This window comes from Leeia aquatica (assembly GCF_012641365.1).
GTDB lineage: Bacteria > Pseudomonadota > Gammaproteobacteria > Burkholderiales > Leeiaceae > Leeia > Leeia aquatica.
Map to the genome: position 1 here is coordinate 1,705,079 of NZ_JABAIM010000001.1, position 18,409 is coordinate 1,723,487.

The window sequence follows — 18,409 nt, forward strand, 5'->3', positions numbered from 1 at the left end:
TTCTTAGCCGAGCTTGACCAATTGAGCCTGCAATTGCGTCAGCGTATGGTTGAATGCCGCCAGGCGCTCCTGCTCCTGCGCCACAACCGCCGCCGGAGCGCGCTCCACAAAGGAGGCATTGCCCAGCTTGGCATTGGCCTTGGCCACTTCACCTTGCAAGCGGTCAATCTCCTTGCCCAGCCGTGCCTTCTCTGCCTCACGGTCGATCTCGACCTTCAGCATCAGCCGTGCGCCGCCGGCCACCTGCACCGGCGCATCCGCTTCCGGCAAGGCGTCGACCCGCTGCACCTCAGACAGCTTGGCCAACAACGCCAGATAAGGACCAAACGCATCCAGTTGGCTGCTGCCTTCCAGATACAGCGGCACTTTGACTGCCGGGCTCAGCCCCATGTCGGCACGCAGGGTACGGCAGGCATTCACCTGCGCCATCAGCGCGTCCATCTGCGCCATACTGGGAGCGTCCACTTTGCCCAGGTCAGCGATGGGCCACGGTGCCAGCATCAGTGAGGCTGCGTGTGCTTCACCGCGTAGTGGCACCACCTTCTGCCACAGTTCTTCCGTAATGAAGGGCATGATCGGGTGCAGCAGGCGCAGTGTCACTTCCAGCACCCGCAGCAGGGTGCGGCGAGTGGCGCGTTGTGTTGCTTCGCCGCCTTGCAACTGCACCTTGGCCAGTTCCAGATACCAGTCGCAGTACTCGTTCCAGACAAAGTCGTACAGCGCCTGAGCTGCCAGATCGAAGCGATAAGTCTCAAACGCCTCGGTCACCGCCTGCTCCACCTGCTGCAGGCGACCGATGATCCAGTGGTCGACAAAGCTGTATTGCAGCGGCAGGCTGCTGTCCGCACCGCAATCCTTACCTTCGGTGTTCATCAGCACAAAGCGGGTGGCGTTCCACAGCTTGTTGCAGAAATTGCGGTAGCCTTCGGCACGTTTGAAGTCAAAATTGATATTGCGACCCAGTGTGGCATAGCTGGCCATGGTAAAGCGCAGCGCATCCGCACCGTAAGCCGGGATGCCCTCCGGGAAATCCTTGCGGGTTTTAGCGGCCACATCCGGCGCGGTTTCCGGGCGACGCAGGCCGGTGGTGCGCTTCTCCAGCAGCGGGTCCAGCGCGATACCCTGAATCAGGTCCACCGGGTCGATCACATTGCCTTCGGACTTCGACATCTTGCGGCCATCGCTGTCGCGCACCATGCCGTGGATGTAAACGTCGCGGAACGGTACCTTGCCGGTGAAGTGGGTGCTGAACATGATCATCCGTGCCACCCAGAAGAAGATGATCTCGTAGCCGGTCACCAGTACCGAGGACGGCAGGAACTGCTGCAGCTGCGGTGTCTCCTCCGGCCAGCCCAGTGTCGAGAATGGCAGCATGCCGGCACTGAACCAGGTATCCAGCACGTCCGGATCGCGGCGCAAGGCCTGGCCACCGGCTTGCTGGCGGGCTTCTTCCTCACTGCGGGCGACATAGATATTGCCCGCCTCGTCGAACCACGCCGGAATCTGGTGGCCCCACCACAGCTGGCGGGACAGGGTCCAGTCCTGGATATTGTTCATCCACTGGTTGTAGGTGTTCACCCAGTTTTCCGGAATGAAACGTACCTGCCCGCTTTCCACCGCATCGCGCGCCTTTTGCGCAATGCTCTTGCCGGTGAGGTCATCCTTGGCCACCGCATTCATTGCCATGAACCACTGGTCGGTCAGCATCGGCTCAATCACCGAGCCGGTACGGTCACCGCGTGGCACCATCAGCTTGTGCGGCTTGATTTCAACCAAAGCACCGCTGTCTTTCAGGTCGACCACGATGCGCTTGCGCGCCTCAGCACGGTCCAGCCCGGCGTAAGCCGCCGGCAAGGGGTCACGACGCAGCAGCTGCCCGTCAAAACTGTAGACTTCGGCCTCGGCCAGCATCACCGCGTGCAGGTCCATCACGCTGACCAGCTCGGTCTGATGCCGCTTGCCCAGTTGATAATCGTTGAAATCGTGAGCCGGGGTGATCTTCACGCAACCGGTACCGAAGCTGGCATCAGCATAATCATCGGCCAGCACCGGAATCTGCCGCCCCACCAGCGGCAGGGTCAGCATCTTGCCGATCAGGTGCCGGTAGCGCTCGTCTTCCGGGTTCACCGCCACCGCCACGTCGCCCAACATGGTTTCCGGACGGGTGGTGGCCACCACCAGAGCCTCCTCGCTGCCGGTCACCGGATAGCGGATCAGCCACATATGGCCGTCCTCTTCCTCGCTGACCACTTCAAGGTCAGACACGGCGGTGAGCAGCTTCGGGTCCCAGTTCACCAGACGTTTGCCACGGTAGATCAAACCTTGCTCGTACAGGCGGACAAAGGCCTCGGTCACCAGACGGGAGCGGGTCTCGTCCATGGTGAAGTATTCCTGCGACCAGTCCACCGAGCAGCCGACGCGGCGCATCTGTTCGGTAATGGTGCCGCCGGACTGCGCCTTCCATTCCCACACCTTGTCGATGAAGGCATCACGGCCCAGGTCATGGCGGGACACGCCTTGCACGCCCAGCTGGCGTTCCACCACAATCTGGGTGGCAATGCCTGCGTGGTCGGTACCCGGCACCCACAGGGTATTATCGCCCTTCATGCGGTGGTAGCGGGTCAGGCCATCCATGATGGTCTGGTTGAACGCGTGGCCCATATGCAGGGTACCGGTGACGTTCGGCGGCGGCAGCTGAATGCAGAATGACGGAGTGTCGGCCTGCATGCCCGGACGGAAATAATCCTGCTGCGCCCAGTGGGCGTACCAACGGCGTTCGATGTCGCCCGGTTCAAAGCTTTTGGCGAGTTCCATAGGAATTGGCGTTCAATATCAATGACGAATGCGCCATTATACCTGAAGCCCATGCCCGGTAGCGCCAGCCGCACGCGGCCAGCGCAGGCTTACGATCCGGAGGCCGAATCGTGTGGTGTGGATTGGGCAGCCAGCCGCTGTTCTACCTTGTGCTGCAGTTCGTCACGCCAATCCACCAGCAGCTGCTCGGACACCTTGTCGGTGACGGTTTTCATCAAGCCGCCGATCTGCAAGCCCAGCTGCGCCCGGACCAGGGCTGCAATGCGTGGCGCCAGCCCGGCCATCACCTCGTCCACCAGCTCGGCCACCCACTGCTCACGCTCATGCGCGGGGGGCAGCGGTGTATCCGCCTCGTCATGCTCGATCATCAACTCCGTCAGCACCGGGATGTCGACAATCGGTGCTGGCGCAGGCTCGGGAGGCTCTGCCATGATCGGCTCGCTGCCCCTTGCCAAGTCCTCGGCAACCACAACGGGCGCTGTTGCCTCTGCCAGCACATCCTCCAGCTCCAGCTCCCACACCGGCTCAACCTCAGGCGCAGCCTCCAGAGCCAACACGGGCTCCACCGGCGACTCATCCACGCTATCAGTGGCGGGCAGTGCTTCCGGAGGCACCTCTTCGACGCGCGCCAACCCCGGGGGCGGGGCACTTTCAACCGGCAACAGGTCGGGGGCCGCTGCCACAGGGGCAGGCGGGGCCATCACCGGTGTAACCACCGGGGCAGATACCCATTCCTCAGGGATATCCAGCTCCAGCGGTTGCAAATGCAGCTCGGCATCTTCCCACTGCAGCTCCAGCACCGTGGTCGCCTCAAGATCCACCCGGGAGGGCAATACCGGTGGCGTCACCACGGGCGCCACGCTGACCGGCGCCATCGGCTCGGCCTGAGCTACGCTGGTCGTCTTTGGCGCCTCGGCACTGAGCACCGGCACATCCAGATCCAGCATCACCTCCAGTTCTGGCGGGCGCTCTGGCAACAGCAGGCGCTGCCGGTCACTGACCGGCGGTGTATCCGGGTCCAGCAGCGAGGGGAAATCACGCGATTTCGGGCGAATCACCGGCTTGGGGAGCGGGCGGGTCTCCGCCGGTGGCGCAACCGGTTCCACCGGCTCCGTCAGCACCGGAAAAGGCGCGCGCGTGGGCCGGTGCCGGCTGAGCAGGGCATCCATCTTGTCCAGCACTGGCGGGCGGCTGGGCTCACCGTTGGGCAAGTCGGGATCAGGTGGTTCTATCATGCATCACTCCCCAGCACATGATGCTGCAAGGGGTAGCCATGCTCCCGGTAGTAACGGAAGCGGGTACGGCAGCGTAGCTGGTCGGCCTCATCTTCACCGACCATTTCTACCAGCCGGGCAAAACGGGCAAAAGGCAGCGGGGTGTCCTGGCTGAAATTTACCAATACGTCATAATGCGGCAAATCCCCATCCGGCGACAAGCCCGCATAGGCCAGCAACAGTGGAGAATCTGCCGCCGCAAGTTCGTCCACGCGACTGTGCGCCACAAAACTGGTCGGTTGACGCGTCCACAGCTGGTGGCTGCAGTGTTGCAACGCCACCACGTCGTCGAACCAGAACAGCACCCGCCATTGTCGGGTGTGGGCTTTCTGGCACAAGCGCAAGGCAAACCCCAGCTTGTCCGCCACTGGGGAATAAAAATCCACCTGCGTCATGCCAGCGCCTGCAAGTCCTGCCACATTTCCCGCAGCATGGTCGAGCGTGCCCGCTCGCCATCGTGCAGCATGATGTAATCGACCTGACCATCCTGTTCACGACGTTGCAGGCAGAATACGCTATGGCGGCGGCGGAAATGCAAAGTGACCATCTGGTCGCGCCGCTCGGTACGAACCAGATGGAACAGGCGCTGTTCAGCGATGGCGGCGTACAACGCCGCCAGCCGCTCCTGCACCTGTGAAGGGGTAGGTGTACTCATTCAGCCTTTCTTGCTCTTGGTCTGGGCACGCTGGCGCAGGAAGTTCACCAGCAGCGGCACCGGGCGACCGGTTGCGCCCTTGGCCGGGCCACTCTTCCAGGCGGTACCGGCAATATCCAGGTGCGCCCATTTGTACGCCTTGGTATAGCGGTTGAGGAACATGGCTGCCGTCACACTGCCACCGGCACGGCTGCCCACGTTGGCCATATCGGCAAAATTGCTCTTCAGCGCGTCGTCGTATTCCGCCTGCACCGGCATGCGCCAGGCCCAGTCGCGGGTGGCACTGGCGGATGCCAGCAACTCATTGGCCAGATCATCGTCATTGGCAAACAGGCCGGTATTGATGTGGCCCAGCGCAATCACGCAGGCACCGGTCAGAGTGGCGATGTCGATCACCGCGGCCGGATCAAACCGCTCCACATACGTCAGTGCGTCGCACAGAATCAGGCGGCCTTCGGCATCCGTATTCAGGATTTCGATGGTCTGGCCAGACATGGAGGTGACGATGTCACTCGGCTTGCTGGCATTGCCGGCCGGCATGTTTTCCGCCGCCACCACCACCCCGATCACATTGATCGGCAGCTGGGCTTCGCTCACCGCTTTCATCACACCCAGCACGGTGCCGGCACCGCACATGTCGTACTTCATCTCGTCCATGCCTTCGCCTGGCTTCAGGGAAATACCGCCAGAGTCAAAGGTGATGCCCTTGCCCACCAGCACAACCGGCTTGTCTTTCTTGCCGCCACCGCTGTACTTCAGCACCACCAGACGCGGCGGCACCACGCTGCCCTTGGCAACGGACAACAGCGAGCCCATGCCCAGCTTTTCCATGTCAGCGGTTTCCAGCACTTCAACCGACAGGCTGTACTGCTGCGCCAGCTCTTGTGCCACACCCGCCAGGTAGGACGGGGTGCACACATTCGGCGGCATATTGCCCAGATCCTTGGTCAGGTTGACCCCGGCCGACACAGCCTGACCCAGACGCAGCCCTTGTTCCGCGGCAGCTACGTCCTTCTTGCCGACAAAGAAATGCAGGGCGTGCAGGTTCTGGCGGTTTTCCGCCGGCTTGCTCTTGAACTGGTCAAAGCGATAGCGTGCGCTGGCCAGCAACAGCATGGCTTGCTGCAGGGCCATGCCTGCGTCCGCCGCTTCTTCGCTGAGGAACACCGCCGCGTCACGACTGCCGGATTCCAGCAGCGCAGCGAAGGCCGCACTCAGCCCGTCCAGCAGGTCCTTGTCGGACACTTGCTTGCTGTCCTTGCCCAGCCCGACCAGCAGCACGCGGGTAGCGGCCACATTGGCCAGGCCCCGCAGCAGCAGGCTGCTACCGGCCTTGCCGCTGATATCGCCATCAGCCAGCGCTGCCTTCAGCGCACCGCCACTGGCCGTGTCCACCGCCTTGGCAGCCGCACTCAGCTTGCCGTCTTCAAACACCCCCACCACCACGCAACCCACGGCCTGTTTATCCGCTGCACCGGTTTTTATGCTAAATTCCATTGCCTTTGTCCTCGATTGGTCAGAGTTACGGGAGGTCCTGCAGATCAGTGCGGGTGTATCATGCCACCCGCCGGGTCCGGCCCTGCCCTTTATTATGCGTGCCGTTGTTGCCCAGGGCACGTCGTGCCATCCGGCAAGATGCCGCTGATTATCCACAGAGACCCCTGCCGAAGTCAAAACAACCATGCTTTATCGCCGCGCGCTCTACCGCGAACTGACGCAGAACGCCCTCGGCGTGATGACGGCCTTGCTCGCCATCGTGCTGACCGTGCAGTTCGTGCGTCTGCTCGGTCTGGCGGCCGTGGGCAAACTGGCCTCGGATGCCGTGTTCATCACCATGGCCTTCCAGCTGGTGCAGACGCTGCCGGTCTTCCTGACCATTACCCTGTTCGTCGCCATCCTGATGAGCTTTCTGCGCGGGTGGCGTGATCAGGAAATGCCGGTGTGGGCGGCGGCGGGTATGTCGCCGCTCGACTGGCTGCGTCCGGTGCTGACCTTTTCCCTGCCGGTGGTGATCGTTATCGGCTTGCTGACCTTGCTGGTATCTCCACGGGCCTTGCAGCTATCCGAAACCTACGAGGCGCAGCTGGAAAGCCGCGACGATCGCAGCCAGATTGCTGCGGGCACGTTCCGCGAGAGCGGTGGCGGCAAAGCCGTGTTTTTTGTAGAGAACTACTCGCTGCTGGGGGACAAGGCCTCCAGAATCTTTATCCGTACCCGTGATGGTCAGGCACATGGCGTGACCGTCTCCGCGCTGGGCTTTCAGCACCAGGCCAGCAACGGCGACCGGTTTCTCACCTTGAGCAAGGGGCAGCGTTTCGAAACCCTGGCTGACAATGCGGGCGCCCAGTTGCTGAAGTTCGACAGCTACTCAGTTCGCATGCGCACCAAGGAAGCCGCACGACCGGAGCACACCTTGCGTGGCATGACCACCCGCGCGCTGCTGCAGGAATCCTCCCGCCAGCATCAGGCCGAGCTGCAGTGGCGCCTGAGTGTCCCGCTGTCCGCGCTGGTACTGGCCCTGCTGGCCGTACCCCTGGCCAGTTACAACCCACGTAGTGGTCGTGGCTGGAATGTATTGATCGCCTTGTTGATCTATCTGCTGTACGTCAATGTGCTGTCGGTGGCGTTGACCTTGGTGGTGCAGGGCAAGTGGGCACTGTGGCCTGGCCTGTGGGGCATTCACCTGGTTGCGCTACTGGTCTGGGTCTGGCTGATCATCAAGCAATATGGCGGCGTGAGCGCCCTGCAGGCCCGGCTCCGCAAGGAGGCCGCATGAGGCTGCTGCATCGTTATTTCCGGCGCAACATCAGCCGCGCCACCCTGACCGCCTGCCTGGCTTTGCTGGGCTTGTTTGCGGTTATCGACCTGTTGCTGGAACTGAGCAATGGCGGCAGCAACCCCAATCAGCTGAGAGAAGCCTTGCAGTACGCGGCATTGCGCATCCCGGCCAACCTCTACCAGCTCCTGCCCATTTGCGTGATGCTGGGCGGGTTGTTTTCGCTGGCGCAACTGGTCAACGACTCGGAATACCCGGTGATTCGTACTGCCGGGGTATCGCTGGCCCGGGTCGCTCTGAGCTTGTTGCGTATCGGTTTCCTGTTTGCGCTGCTCACCCTGCTCGTCAGCGAGGTCTTGATGCCGCTGGCCGATCGTGAGGCACGCAGCCTGCGCCTGAAAATTGCCTCCACTGCGACGGTGAATAACCTGCAGAGCGGTTACTGGATGCGTGACCATGAGCGTTTCGTTAATTTTGACGAGGTCGACGCCAACCAGACCGTCAAACAGCTCAGCCTGTATGAACTCGATGCGCAGCAGAACATCAAGAGCATCAGTACCGCCCGCGAAGCCCGCTATGTCGAAGGCAAAGGCTGGGTGCTGCAGGATGTCACCCGGGTTCAGACCCAGCCCGGGCAGGTAGTCACCGAGCATCTGCCGCAGATGATCTGGTCCACCAGGCTGACGCCACAACTGGTGACCATGCTGGCGGTCACCCCCGAGAAAATGTCAGCCTGGCAGCTGTACCAATACACCAGGCATTTGCTGGAAAACCGGCAGGATGCCGCCCGCTATGAGCTGGCATTCTGGGCACGACTGGGCTATCCGCTCAGCTGCCTGTCCTTGCTGCTGCTGGCCTTGCCCTTCGCCCAGTTCCAGAAGCGCAGCGGCGGCGCCGGGCTGCGTCTGCTGTCTGGCCTGCTGCTTGGCCTGCTGTTCTACGTCCTGAGCCGGCTGGTCAGCCACATGGCGCTGATCTACGACTGGCCACCGATCGGTGCCGCGCTGACACCTTCGCTGGTCATCCTGCTGCTCGCCAGCTTCATCCTGTGGTGGCAGGAATACGGCCGCGTCCGCTTCCGCAGCTGATTACGCCTGTCGCGCCCTCGCCTCAGACTTTGGGCAGCTCCACCAGCTCGGTCCCGCTCAAACGGTCGTGCAAGGGGCTGCCGTCGCGGTCAAACAGCATCCACACATAGGTCACGCCAAAAAAGGCGGTACCGATCAGCGCCAGACCAAAGCGCAGCAGCGCTTGGGGCCAGCTTGGCAAGCGCCCCTGCGCCGCCCGCACCTGCAGGCGCCAGGTTTTCAGGGCCAGGGTCTGGCCGGTGCGGGTCCAGCAATAGCCAAAGTACCAGGCCGACACCAGCACCATGCAGGCAAACAGCCCATAGCGCCACACGGGGGACGCGCCCTTGGCGGTCAGCTCGCGCGGCGCACCCATCTGCTCCACCACCAGCAAGTAGAGCGCCCCAACCAGCAGCAAAATCCCGACCAGCAATATCGACTCATAGATGAAGGCGATCACACGGCGGAACAGGGTGGGCGATTCAGCAGGCAGCATCAGTTCTGGCTTTCCGGGCAGCCTGCCGACATGCAGGCAGGCTCTCCCTGAGGTTTCGTTGGAAATTCAAGGTTTAAGCCGGACAGTTTACCTGATCAGAATGACTTGACCAAAGCAGAAGCCTCGGTTATGTTGCCAGTTCGCATTGCGTACGCGAGTCTTCGCGTCCCCCCGGCGGGTCACCGCCTGGGAGAGGGACGCACCCTGGCGATACCGCTGCTTCGGAAGCCTCACCCCCGCTACACCCCGCGAACTTCGCGGACCCGCTACCCCTGGGTCCCGACCGACGCCCCGAAGCCACCGTCAGACAACTTTTCGGCAACCCCGAAACCGCGCGACCGGCGGCGAACGGTCACTGCGTAAACGCAATTTCAGCGAACGTGTTCATCTTCTCAGGTGCAAAATCATGGAACTGACAGGCGCAGAAATCATTACGCGTTGTCTGCAGGACGAAGGGGTAGAGTATGTCTTCGGCTACCCCGGAGGCGCCGTCCTGGAGATTTACGATGCCATTTTCCGGCAGGATAAATTCCGCCACGTGCTGGTAAGGCACGAGCAGGCTGCAGTACACGCAGCCGATGCTTACTCCCGCTCATCGAACAAGATCGGTGTTGCGCTGGTCACCTCTGGCCCCGGTGCCACCAATGCCATTACCGGCATTGCCACCGCTTACATGGATTCGATCCCGATGGTGGTGCTGTCCGGCCAAGTACCGACCCCGGCCATCGGTCTGGATGCCTTCCAGGAAGTCGACATGGTGGGGATTACCCGCCCGTGCGTGAAGCACAACTTCCTGGTCAAGGACATCAGCCAGCTGGCCGAAACCATCAAGAAAGCGTTTTACATTGCCAGCACTGGCCGGCCCGGCCCGGTGGTGGTGGATATCCCCAAGGATGTCACCCAACGCAAGCATGCTTACCACTACCCGGCAAGCGTCAACATGCGCTCCTACAACCCGATCATCAAGGGGCATCCGGGGCAGATCAAGAAGGCGGTGCAACTGCTGCTGGACGCCAAGCGCCCGCTGATTTACGTGGGCGGCGGTGCGGTACAGGGCAATGCCTCGGATGAAGTGGTGGCCCTGGCCCGCATGCTGGGGGTGCCGGTCACCAATACGCTGATGGGCCTCGGCGCCTACCCGGGTAACGACCCGCAGTGTGTGGGCATGCTCGGCATGCACGGCACCTACGAAGCCAACATGACCATGCAGAACTGCGATGTGCTGCTGGCCGTGGGCGCGCGTTTTGATGACCGCGTGATTTCGGTGCCGCAGAATTTCCTGTCCAGCCCGAAAAAGATCATCCACGTCGACATCGACCCCTCGTCGATCGCCAAGCGGGTGAAGGTGGACATCCCCATCGTCGGCAACGTCAAGGACGTGCTGGGCGAGATGCTGTCCATCCTGCGCCAGAGCGACGCACAAGCCCCGGAAATCAGTGCCTGGTGGAAACAGATCGAAGCCTGGCGTGCGCCGAACTCGCTGGCGTTCGAGAACAGCACCGAGATCATCAAGCCGCAGTATGTGGTGCAAACCCTGTGGGAGCTGACCGGCGGTGAGGCGTTTGTCACCTCCGACGTGGGCCAGCACCAGATGTGGGCGGCACAGTACTACAAATTCCCGAAGCCCAAGCGCTGGATCAATTCCGGCGGTCTCGGCACCATGGGTTTTGGCCTGCCAGCCGCCATGGGCGTGAAGCTGGCGCATCCGGATGCGGATGTCTGCTGCATTACCGGTGAAGCCTCCATCCAGATGAACATCCAGGAGCTCTCCACCTGCAAGCAGTACCACCTGCCGGTGAAGATCATCAGCCTGAACAACCGCTATCTGGGCATGGTGCGCCAGTGGCAGGAGTTCTTCTATGGCAACCGTTACTCGGAATCCTATATGGATGCCCTGCCGGATTTCGTGAAGCTGGCCGAAGCCTACGGGCATGTGGGCCTGCGCATCGAAAAACCAGCGGATGTTGAAGGGGCCTTGCGCGAAGCGCTGTCCCTGAAAGACCGCACGGTGTTCCTCGACTTCCTCACGGATCAGTCGGAAAACGTGTTCCCGATGGTGCAGAACGGCAAGGGCCTGTCACAGATGGACCTGCCGCCGCACATGCGCAATCTGCAAGTCGTGCCGCCGCAAGTGCAGCGCGATTATGGCAACCTTTGCTGATCGGGGGCAGACACCATGCGACACATCCTGTCCATCTTGCTGGAAAACGAAGCCGGCGCGCTGTCGCGCGTTGCCGGGCTGTTCTCGGCCCGTGCTTACAATATTGAATCCCTGACGGTGGCCCCGACCGAGGACAACACCCTGTCCCGCATGACCATCGTGACCTCTGGCTCGGATGACATCATCGAGCAGATCACCAAGCAGCTCAACAAGCTGATTGATGTGGTCAAGGTCATCGACCTGAACGAGGCCGATCATATCGAACGTGAACTGATGCTGATCAAGGTCCGCGCCACCGGCAAGGACCGCGAGGAAATGAAGCGGATGGCGGATATTTTCCGTGGTCGCATCATCGACGTCACCGAGAAAACCTATACGCTGGAGCTGACCGGCACCGGGCAAAAACTGGATTCCTTCATCAAGGCCATCGACGAGAGCCTGATCCTGGAAACCGTACGCACCGGCGCCTCTGGCATTGGCCGTGGCGAGCGGGTACTCAAGGTCTGAGTCACGCACCCCACATGGACACCCGGCGGGGTATGCCCCGCCCGCACAATGAAACATTGGTACGACCCATTTAAAGGAATGCAAGCATGAAGGTTTATTACGACAAAGACGCCGACCTCTCCCTGATCAAGGGCAAGAACGTCACCATCATCGGCTACGGCTCACAAGGCCACGCCCACGCCCAAAACCTGACCGATTCCGGCGTGAACGTGACCGTGGGCCTGCGCCCGGGTGGCGCATCGTGGAAGAAGGTGGAAGCCGCTGGCATCAAGGTGGCTGCGGTGGCCGACGCGGTGAAAAGCGCCGACGTGGTGATGATCCTGCTGCCGGACGAAAACATTGCCGAGGTCTACAAGAACGATGTGGAGCCGAACATCAAGCAAGGTGCAGCACTGGCCTTTGCCCACGGCTTCAACATTCACTACAACCAGGTGGTGCCGCGCACCGATCTGGACGTGATCATGGTGGCCCCGAAAGGCCCGGGCCACACCGTACGCTCCGAGTACAAGCGCGGTGGTGGCGTACCGTCGCTGATCGCCGTGTATCAGGACCGCTCCGGCAAGGCGCGTGACATTGCCCTCTCCTATGCTGCAGCCAATGGCGGCACCAAGGGTGGCGTGATCGAAACCACCTTCCGTGAAGAAACCGAAACCGATCTGTTCGGCGAACAGGCCGTGCTGTGCGGTGGCGCGGTGGAACTGGTGAAAGCCGGTTTCGAGACGCTGGTGGAAGCTGGTTATGCGCCGGAAATGGCGTACTTCGAGTGCCTGCACGAGCTGAAGCTGATCGTCGACCTGATGTACGAAGGCGGCATCGCCAACATGAACTACTCCATCTCCAACAACGCCGAGTACGGTGAGTACGTCACCGGCCCGAAGGTGGTGACCGAAGCCACCAAGGACGCCATGCGTCAGGCGCTGAAGGATATCCAGACCGGCGAATACGCCAAGTCCTTCATTCTGGAAAACAAGGCCGGTGGCCCGACCCTGACCTCGCGTCGTCGCCTGAACGCCGAGCACCCGATCGAAGTGGTCGGTGCCAAGCTGCGCGACATGATGCCTTGGATCAAGGCCAACAAGCTGGTGGACCAAAGCAAGAACTGAGGCCCGGCCTCATTGCAGCACGCGGCGGGCCTGGCCCGCCGTTTTTATTTTGCTGCCCCCAAGCGGGCACTTTCCCTGTAGTATCATCACCCTTTAGCCCATTTCGAACCGGACATGAACAACACCTACCCTCACCCCATCCTGGCCCGCGAAGGCTGGCCCTTCATTGCCCTGGCACTGGTGATTTCCGTGCTGCTGTCGTGGTTCCTGCCGTGGTTCTCCTTCATTGGCTGGGTACTCTTCGTGTTTGTGGTGCAGTTTTTCCGCGACCCGGCCCGCCCGGTGCCGCAACAGGCCAATGCCGTGATCAGTCCGGCTGATGGCCGCATCGTGGTGGTGGAAGAAACGGACGACCCGTACCTGAACCGCCGCGCACTGAAGATCAGCGTGTTCATGAATGTGTTCAACGTGCACAGCAACAAGAGCCCGCTGGACGCCGAAATCATTGATCGCTGGTATAACCCCGGCGCTTTCGTCAACGCCGCGCTGGACAAGGCTTCGACCGAAAACGAGCGCAACGCGCTGCACCTGCGTACCGCCAATGGGCAGGACATTACCTGCGTGCAGGTGGCCGGTCTGGTGGCGCGCCGTATCCTCTGCTATGTCGAGAAGGGGGCCAAGCTGCACCGTGGCCAGCGCTATGGCTTCATCCGCTTTGGTTCGCGGGTGGACCTGTACCTGCCGCTGAGCGCCAAGCCCAAGGTTGCCGTGGGTGACAAGGTCACTGGCGTGGCTACCATTCTGGCCGAACTGGCCGACTGACCCAGCACACGAGGCCCGCGCATGTCCGAGCACAGCAAAACCCCGCTCAACGTTCGCATCCGCAAGCAGGGCATCTACCTGCTGCCCAATTCGTTCACCACCGCCGCGCTGTTCGGTGGGTTCTATGCCATCGTGCACGCCATGAACGGCAAGTTCGACTACGCGGCAGTGGCCATCTTCATCTCGATGGTGCTGGACAGCCTGGATGGCCGGGTGGCGCGCATGACGCACACCCAGAGCGACTTTGGTGCCGAGTACGACTCCCTGTCGGACATGGTGTCCTTCGGTGTGGCACCCGCGCTGGTGATGTACCAGTGGGCGCTGCAGCCCTTGGGCAAGCTGGGCTGGATGGTGGCCTTCATTTACGCGGTGTGCGCTGCCTTGCGGCTGGCCCGTTTCAATACCCAGATTGGCGTGGCCGACAAACGCTGGTTCACCGGCCTGCCCAGCCCGGCGGCGGCGGCGCTGGTGGCGGGTTCAGTCTGGGTGGCCATCGACAATGGCTACTCCCCCACCGCGCACCCGACCATGCGCTGGCTGGCACTGGGGGTCACCCTGTTTGCCGGGCTGACCATGGTCAGCAATGTTCGCTTCTGGAGCTTCAAGGAAGTGAACATGCGCAAGAGTGTGCCTTTCTTTGTGCTGCTGTTGCTGGTGTTGCTGATCCTGCTGGTGGCCTATAACGCGCCGGTCGCCCTGTTCAGCCTGTTCGTGCTTTACGGCCTTTCCGGCTATCTGCTGATCGCGTGGCGCTGGTGTAAACCTCGTTCCAACCGCCATGAGCGTGGCTGAGCATCTCGACCCGGCCTTTCAGGCCGAACGCCAGCGTGCCGCCTCTCGCAGCACCTGGGTCAGTGTCTGGATCAACCTCGGTCTGACCGTGGTACAGGTGGTGGTGGGCCTGCTGGCGCGCTCACAGGCGCTGGTGGCAGACGGCCTGCACTCCCTCTCTGATCTGGTGGCCGATTTTGTGGTGCTGCTGGCCAATCGCCACAGCCATCAGGCGCCGGACCATGATCATCATTATGGTCACGCCCGCTATGAAACCGTGGCCTCGTTGTGGCTGGGCCTGCTGTTGCTGCTGGTCGGTCTTGGCATGCTGTGGCGTGCGGGAGAACGGCTGACCAGTGGTAGCCCGCTGCCTGCGGTGCATATTGCTGCCTTATGGACGGCGCTGGCCACCCTGCTGGCTAAAGAGCTGCTGTTTCGCTACCTGCTGCGGGTTGCCGAGCGGGTGCGCTCTTCCATGCTGGTGGCCAATGCCTGGCATGCGCGCTCGGATGCGGCCTCGTCGCTGGTGGTCGCTGCCGGTATTGGTGGCAACCTGCTCGGTTATCATGCACTGGACAGCCTGGCCGCGGCGCTGGTGGGCTTCATGGTGGCGCACATGGGCTGGAAATTCAGCTGGCAGGCGATACGCGAGCTGACCGACGCGGCCCCGGAAGAAACGGTAGTGGCGGATATCCGCGCTACACTCGCCAGCACCAGCGGGGTATGTGACGTGCACGAGCTACGGGTACGCAAGATGGGCGACCTGGTGCTGGTGGATGCCCACCTGCTGGTGTCGCCGGTGATCAGTGTTTCCGAGGGCCACCGCATTGCCGAGCAGGCCCGCCAGCGGGTGCTGGAGCAGCATCTGGCGCTGGATGCACTGATCCATATTGACCCCGAAGAAGACCAGATTGCCCGCAACAGCACCGCGCCATCGCGCGAGCAGCTGCTCCCGGCACTGGCCTCCTTGTTTGATCCTCCCTTGCAGTCCGAGCAGGTGGTGCTGCACTACCTGCAAGGCTCGGTCGATGTGCTGTTGCATCTACAGCCGCAGCAAACCCTGCTGGACCCGACCGCGCTGGCTGCACAACAACATACCCTGCAGCTGCGCAGCCTGCAACTGCTGCGCCACCACCCCTGATCTGGAGCCATCATGCCGCATCTGGAAGCGTTTCTGAGTGCCGCCATCCTGCTGACCCTGCTGCCGGGACCAGACAATCTGTATGTGATTACCCGTGGCATCAGCCAGGGCCGCAAGGCAGCGCTGGCCGCCGCCGCCGGCTTTGCCAGCGGCTGCCTGTGGCATACCCTGCTGGCGACCCTCGGCATCGCCGCCCTGATCACCCAAAGCCCCACAGCGTTTAATCTGGTCCGTTATGCCGGTGCCGCCTATCTGGTGTATCTAGGCATCCGCACCCTGCTCGACCGCTCTGGCTTCGCCCTGCAGCAGGATGGTCAGCAGCCCGATCTGTGGCAGGTGTACCGTCAGAGCGTGCTGGCCAATATGCTGAATCCGAAGGTCACACTGTTTTTCCTGTCTTTCCTGCCACAGTTCGTCAACCACGCCGAGGGCCATGTCCCGCAGCAAATGCTGGTGATGGGTGTGCTGTTCATGCTGCAAACCATGGTCATCTTTGGTCTGTTCGGCTGGTTTGCCGGGCACATCGGCCAGTGGTTGCAACGCAGCCCGGCCATTGCCCGCCGCATTCACCTGCTGGCTGGCAGCATTTTCTGCGCACTTGGGCTGCGGGTGGCGCTGGTCAAATAACCGTTGGTCGGACTAATCCGGTGCTGCCAGGAAGGCAAGGTAGCACCGCCTATAATGAAGCATCCTCCCTCTCTGCATGCTGCCCGCCAAGGGGGTTATCATGCGACGTTTACTGCTGCTTCTTGTTCTGTTCAGCCTGCTACGGGTTGAGGCCGCGACACAGCCCCTCAGCCTCACCCTGAACGATTATCCTCCGTATATGGGCACCCACATCCCCTATCAGGGGATCTTGTCACGCTTGGTGAAGGAAGCCTTTTCCCTGGAAGGCGTAGACATCACGCTGGTCGAGGTCCCTAACAACCGCAGTATTGCTGGCCCGATGGCTGGCCTGTATGACGGTACCTTTGGCTGGGCCTATACCCCGGAACGCGCCGAGAAGCTGTTGTACTCCGATGCCCTGCTGACCTTTCACATGGTGTTCTTCCAGCGCAAGGAGCGCGTGATCAATTGGCAAACCATGGAAGACTTGATCCCGTACAACATCGGGATCACCAAGGGAAATTTTGTCTCCAATGATTTCAGCCGCTTGCAGCAAGAGGGCAAGCTGCAGGTCGATGAAGGCCCTGACGACCCTTCTGGCATGCGCAAGCTGCTGTTGCAACGCATTGACTTGTTCCCGATGGAAAAGGAAGCAGGTCAGTATCTACTGGCCAGCCTGTTCCAACCCGGCCAGCAACGGCAGATCGTCGCCAACAGCCATACCATCTGGGAGGTCCCGGTACACCTGTTGATTTACCGCGGCCATCCGCAGGCGGCGGAGCTGATCAGCCGTTTCAACCGGGGATTGGCGAAACTGAAACAGTCTGGCCAGTATGAGCGCCTGATCCTGGACACCCGTGCAGCCATCCTGAAAGCCGCAAGCCTGTCGGCACCTTAATGATCAGACTGTTGGCGCGTGCGCTCAATGCCTTCGCACAGCTGACGAATGCCCCACAGCAGGCGGGGAGTGGGCCGACTGAGCCAGTCCGCGCGCAGATAGAGGTATTGCTTGCGCGCAACGGCGGGCAGGGCGGACCAGCGCGCCCAGTCCTGCAGGCTGCCATCCGGTTGACCATCTGGAGTGGACGTCACCAGCACCTGCGGCCGGGCCAGCAGCACATCCTCCACCCCGATCGTGGGGGTGAGTCCCGGCAGGTGGGCAAACGGGTTCACCCCGCCACAGCGGGCAATGGCATCACCAATGAACTGCTGCGCACTCACCGTCATCAAAGGGTGGGACCAGACCTGATAAAACACCGTCACCGGGGTGCGCCGGGCGTAGCGCTGCTGCAAGGCAGACCAGTCCTGTGCCACCTGCCTGGCCTTCTGTGCACCCGTCTGATCATGCCCGGTCAGCCGCCCCAAGCGACGCAGCGCATCTGGCATGGCATCCACGCGCTGGATCTCGCTGTAATACACGGGCAGGCCCAAGCGCTGTAACTGGCTGACATCACTTGCACGATTACCACTCTGCCAGGCCACCACCAGATCGGGCTTCAAGGCCTGAATGCGTTCGATGTCCAGTGCATCAATTCCGCCAATCTGCACCTTGCTGCGGGCTGCTGCCGGATAGTCGGACCAGGCCGACACCCCAACCACCTGCGCCCCTGCCCCCACTTCAAACAGCAACTCAGTGGCATGCGGGGCCAGGCTGATGATGCGCTGAGGTACATGTGGCAATGTGACTGTCCGCCCGGCATCGTCCTGCACGCTCAAAGCCATCACCGGGGAGACCCACAAACCCAGCAGCCAAGCCTTCATGATCCCCCTTTCAGGCACAGCGGCAGGCCAGCCACCACCAGTTCCACCCGCTCACACACCACGGCCAGCCGCTGATGCAGCCGCCCCACCTCATCGGCAAAACGCCGTGCCAAGGGCGACTCCGGCACGATGCTCCAGCCGACCTCATTGCTGACCAGCACAATCTCGCCTGGCAACTGCGGCAATACCGCCAGCACCGCGTCAGTCTCCTGCTGCAAGGTCGCCTCGTCTGTCTGCAGCAGCAGGTGGGTCTGCCACAGGGTGAGGCAATCCACCAGCAGGCAGCGCTGCGGCTGAGCCAGCCGCCGCAGCGCATCGGCCAGCCGCTCCGGCTCTTCACACACCTGCCAGTGCGCCGGGCGCGACTGCCGATGATGTGCAATCCGCACCGCCATTTCCTCGTCGCAGGCGGTAGCGGTGGCGATCAGCACCACCTCCGCCGCCTGGGCCGCCAGCTGCTGGGCGCGCACGCTTTTGCCGCTGCGGCGGCCACCGAGGATCAGGGTACGGGACAT

The 18,409-nt window shown here is 62.0% G+C and carries 17 protein-coding genes and 1 pseudogene; 10 read left to right on the forward strand and 8 right to left on the reverse strand.

From position 1 onward, the window contains the following. Positions 1-3: 3 nt before the first annotated feature. The 5 genes from HF682_RS08765 to HF682_RS08785 form a co-directional block, all read right to left on the reverse strand. Complete coding sequence (locus HF682_RS08765) at positions 4-2,814, reverse strand: valine--tRNA ligase (RefSeq protein ID WP_168876792.1); 2,811 nt, start codon at positions 2,812-2,814, stop codon at positions 4-6. An 89-nt stretch (positions 2,815-2,903) separates the two neighbouring features. After that, positions 2,904-4,049: a hypothetical protein gene (locus HF682_RS08770; RefSeq protein ID WP_168876793.1), complete on the reverse strand. Its 1,146-nt coding sequence runs from the start codon at positions 4,047-4,049 to the stop codon at positions 2,904-2,906. Continuing rightward, entirely contained in the window at positions 4,046-4,483 is a 438-nt protein-coding gene (locus tag HF682_RS08775; RefSeq protein WP_168876794.1) for a DNA polymerase III subunit chi, read from the reverse strand. The genes HF682_RS08770 and HF682_RS08775 overlap by 4 nt, the downstream gene beginning before the upstream one ends. Then, positions 4,480-4,743: a hypothetical protein gene (locus HF682_RS08780; RefSeq protein ID WP_168876795.1), complete on the reverse strand. Its 264-nt coding sequence runs from the start codon at positions 4,741-4,743 to the stop codon at positions 4,480-4,482. Before HF682_RS08780 ends, HF682_RS08775 begins: the two co-directional genes overlap by 4 nt. Beyond that, positions 4,744-6,240, reverse strand: a complete 1,497-nt coding sequence (locus HF682_RS08785; RefSeq protein ID WP_168876796.1) for a leucyl aminopeptidase — start codon at positions 6,238-6,240, stop codon at positions 4,744-4,746. It lies immediately after the preceding gene. Between the two features lie 184 nt (positions 6,241-6,424). On the opposite strand from HF682_RS08785, the gene lptF reads away from it, so the two are divergent. Both lptF and lptG read left to right on the forward strand, forming a co-directional pair. Continuing rightward, on the forward strand, positions 6,425-7,519 hold the full coding sequence (lptF, locus tag HF682_RS08790; RefSeq protein ID WP_168876797.1) for an LPS export ABC transporter permease LptF: 1,095 nt from the start codon (positions 6,425-6,427) through the stop codon (positions 7,517-7,519). Further along, on the forward strand, positions 7,516-8,607 hold the full coding sequence (lptG, locus tag HF682_RS08795; protein ID WP_168876798.1) for an LPS export ABC transporter permease LptG: 1,092 nt from the start codon (positions 7,516-7,518) through the stop codon (positions 8,605-8,607). Before lptF ends, lptG begins: the two co-directional genes overlap by 4 nt. A gap of 22 nt (positions 8,608-8,629) precedes the next feature. Here lptG and HF682_RS08800 read toward each other — a convergent pair whose 3' ends face one another. Beyond that, positions 8,630-9,082, reverse strand: coding sequence for an RDD family protein (locus tag HF682_RS08800; RefSeq protein ID WP_168876799.1), 453 nt, complete (start codon positions 9,080-9,082; stop codon positions 8,630-8,632). Positions 9,083-9,488: 406 nt separating this feature from the next. Between HF682_RS08800 and HF682_RS08805 the strand changes: the two genes are divergently transcribed. From HF682_RS08805 to HF682_RS08840, 8 genes and pseudogenes are all read left to right on the forward strand, one after another. Continuing rightward, the gene (locus tag HF682_RS08805; RefSeq protein WP_168876800.1) at positions 9,489-11,243 is read left to right on the forward strand and encodes an acetolactate synthase 3 catalytic subunit; all 1,755 of its coding nucleotides are present in this window, start codon (positions 9,489-9,491) and stop codon (positions 11,241-11,243) included. A gap of 15 nt (positions 11,244-11,258) precedes the next feature. Further along, the gene (gene ilvN, locus HF682_RS08810; RefSeq protein ID WP_168876801.1) at positions 11,259-11,750 is read left to right on the forward strand and encodes an acetolactate synthase small subunit; all 492 of its coding nucleotides are present in this window, start codon (positions 11,259-11,261) and stop codon (positions 11,748-11,750) included. 86 nt (positions 11,751-11,836) lie between these two features. Beyond that, a complete protein-coding gene (gene ilvC / locus HF682_RS08815; protein ID WP_168876802.1) occupies positions 11,837-12,853 on the forward strand; it encodes a ketol-acid reductoisomerase in 1,017 nt (338 codons plus the stop codon). 114 nt (positions 12,854-12,967) lie between these two features. Beyond that, positions 12,968-13,606: pseudogene (locus HF682_RS08820) on the forward strand (phosphatidylserine decarboxylase); the annotation flags it as partial. 30 nt (positions 13,607-13,636) lie between these two features. Next, positions 13,637-14,407: a CDP-diacylglycerol--serine O-phosphatidyltransferase gene (gene pssA / locus HF682_RS08825; RefSeq protein WP_168876804.1), complete on the forward strand. Its 771-nt coding sequence runs from the start codon at positions 13,637-13,639 to the stop codon at positions 14,405-14,407. Then, on the forward strand, positions 14,394-15,527 hold the full coding sequence (locus tag HF682_RS08830; protein WP_168876805.1) for a cation diffusion facilitator family transporter: 1,134 nt from the start codon (positions 14,394-14,396) through the stop codon (positions 15,525-15,527). Before pssA ends, HF682_RS08830 begins: the two co-directional genes overlap by 14 nt. Before the next feature lie 12 nt (positions 15,528-15,539). Continuing rightward, the gene (locus HF682_RS08835; RefSeq protein WP_168876806.1) at positions 15,540-16,154 is read left to right on the forward strand and encodes a LysE family translocator; all 615 of its coding nucleotides are present in this window, start codon (positions 15,540-15,542) and stop codon (positions 16,152-16,154) included. A gap of 100 nt (positions 16,155-16,254) precedes the next feature. Further along, positions 16,255-17,031 (forward strand): substrate-binding periplasmic protein, encoded by a 777-nt coding sequence (locus HF682_RS08840; protein WP_168876807.1) that lies wholly within the window; start codon positions 16,255-16,257, stop codon positions 17,029-17,031. Here HF682_RS08840 and HF682_RS08845 read toward each other — a convergent pair. Together HF682_RS08845 and cobU are read right to left on the reverse strand one after the other, a co-directional pair. Further along, a complete protein-coding gene (locus HF682_RS08845; RefSeq protein ID WP_168876808.1) occupies positions 17,028-17,894 on the reverse strand; it encodes a cobalamin-binding protein in 867 nt (288 codons plus the stop codon). The two genes, HF682_RS08840 and HF682_RS08845, sit on opposite strands and share 4 nt — an antisense overlap. Further along, a complete protein-coding gene (cobU, locus tag HF682_RS08850; RefSeq protein ID WP_168876809.1) occupies positions 17,891-18,409 on the reverse strand; it encodes a bifunctional adenosylcobinamide kinase/adenosylcobinamide-phosphate guanylyltransferase in 519 nt (172 codons plus the stop codon). The genes HF682_RS08845 and cobU overlap by 4 nt, the downstream gene beginning before the upstream one ends.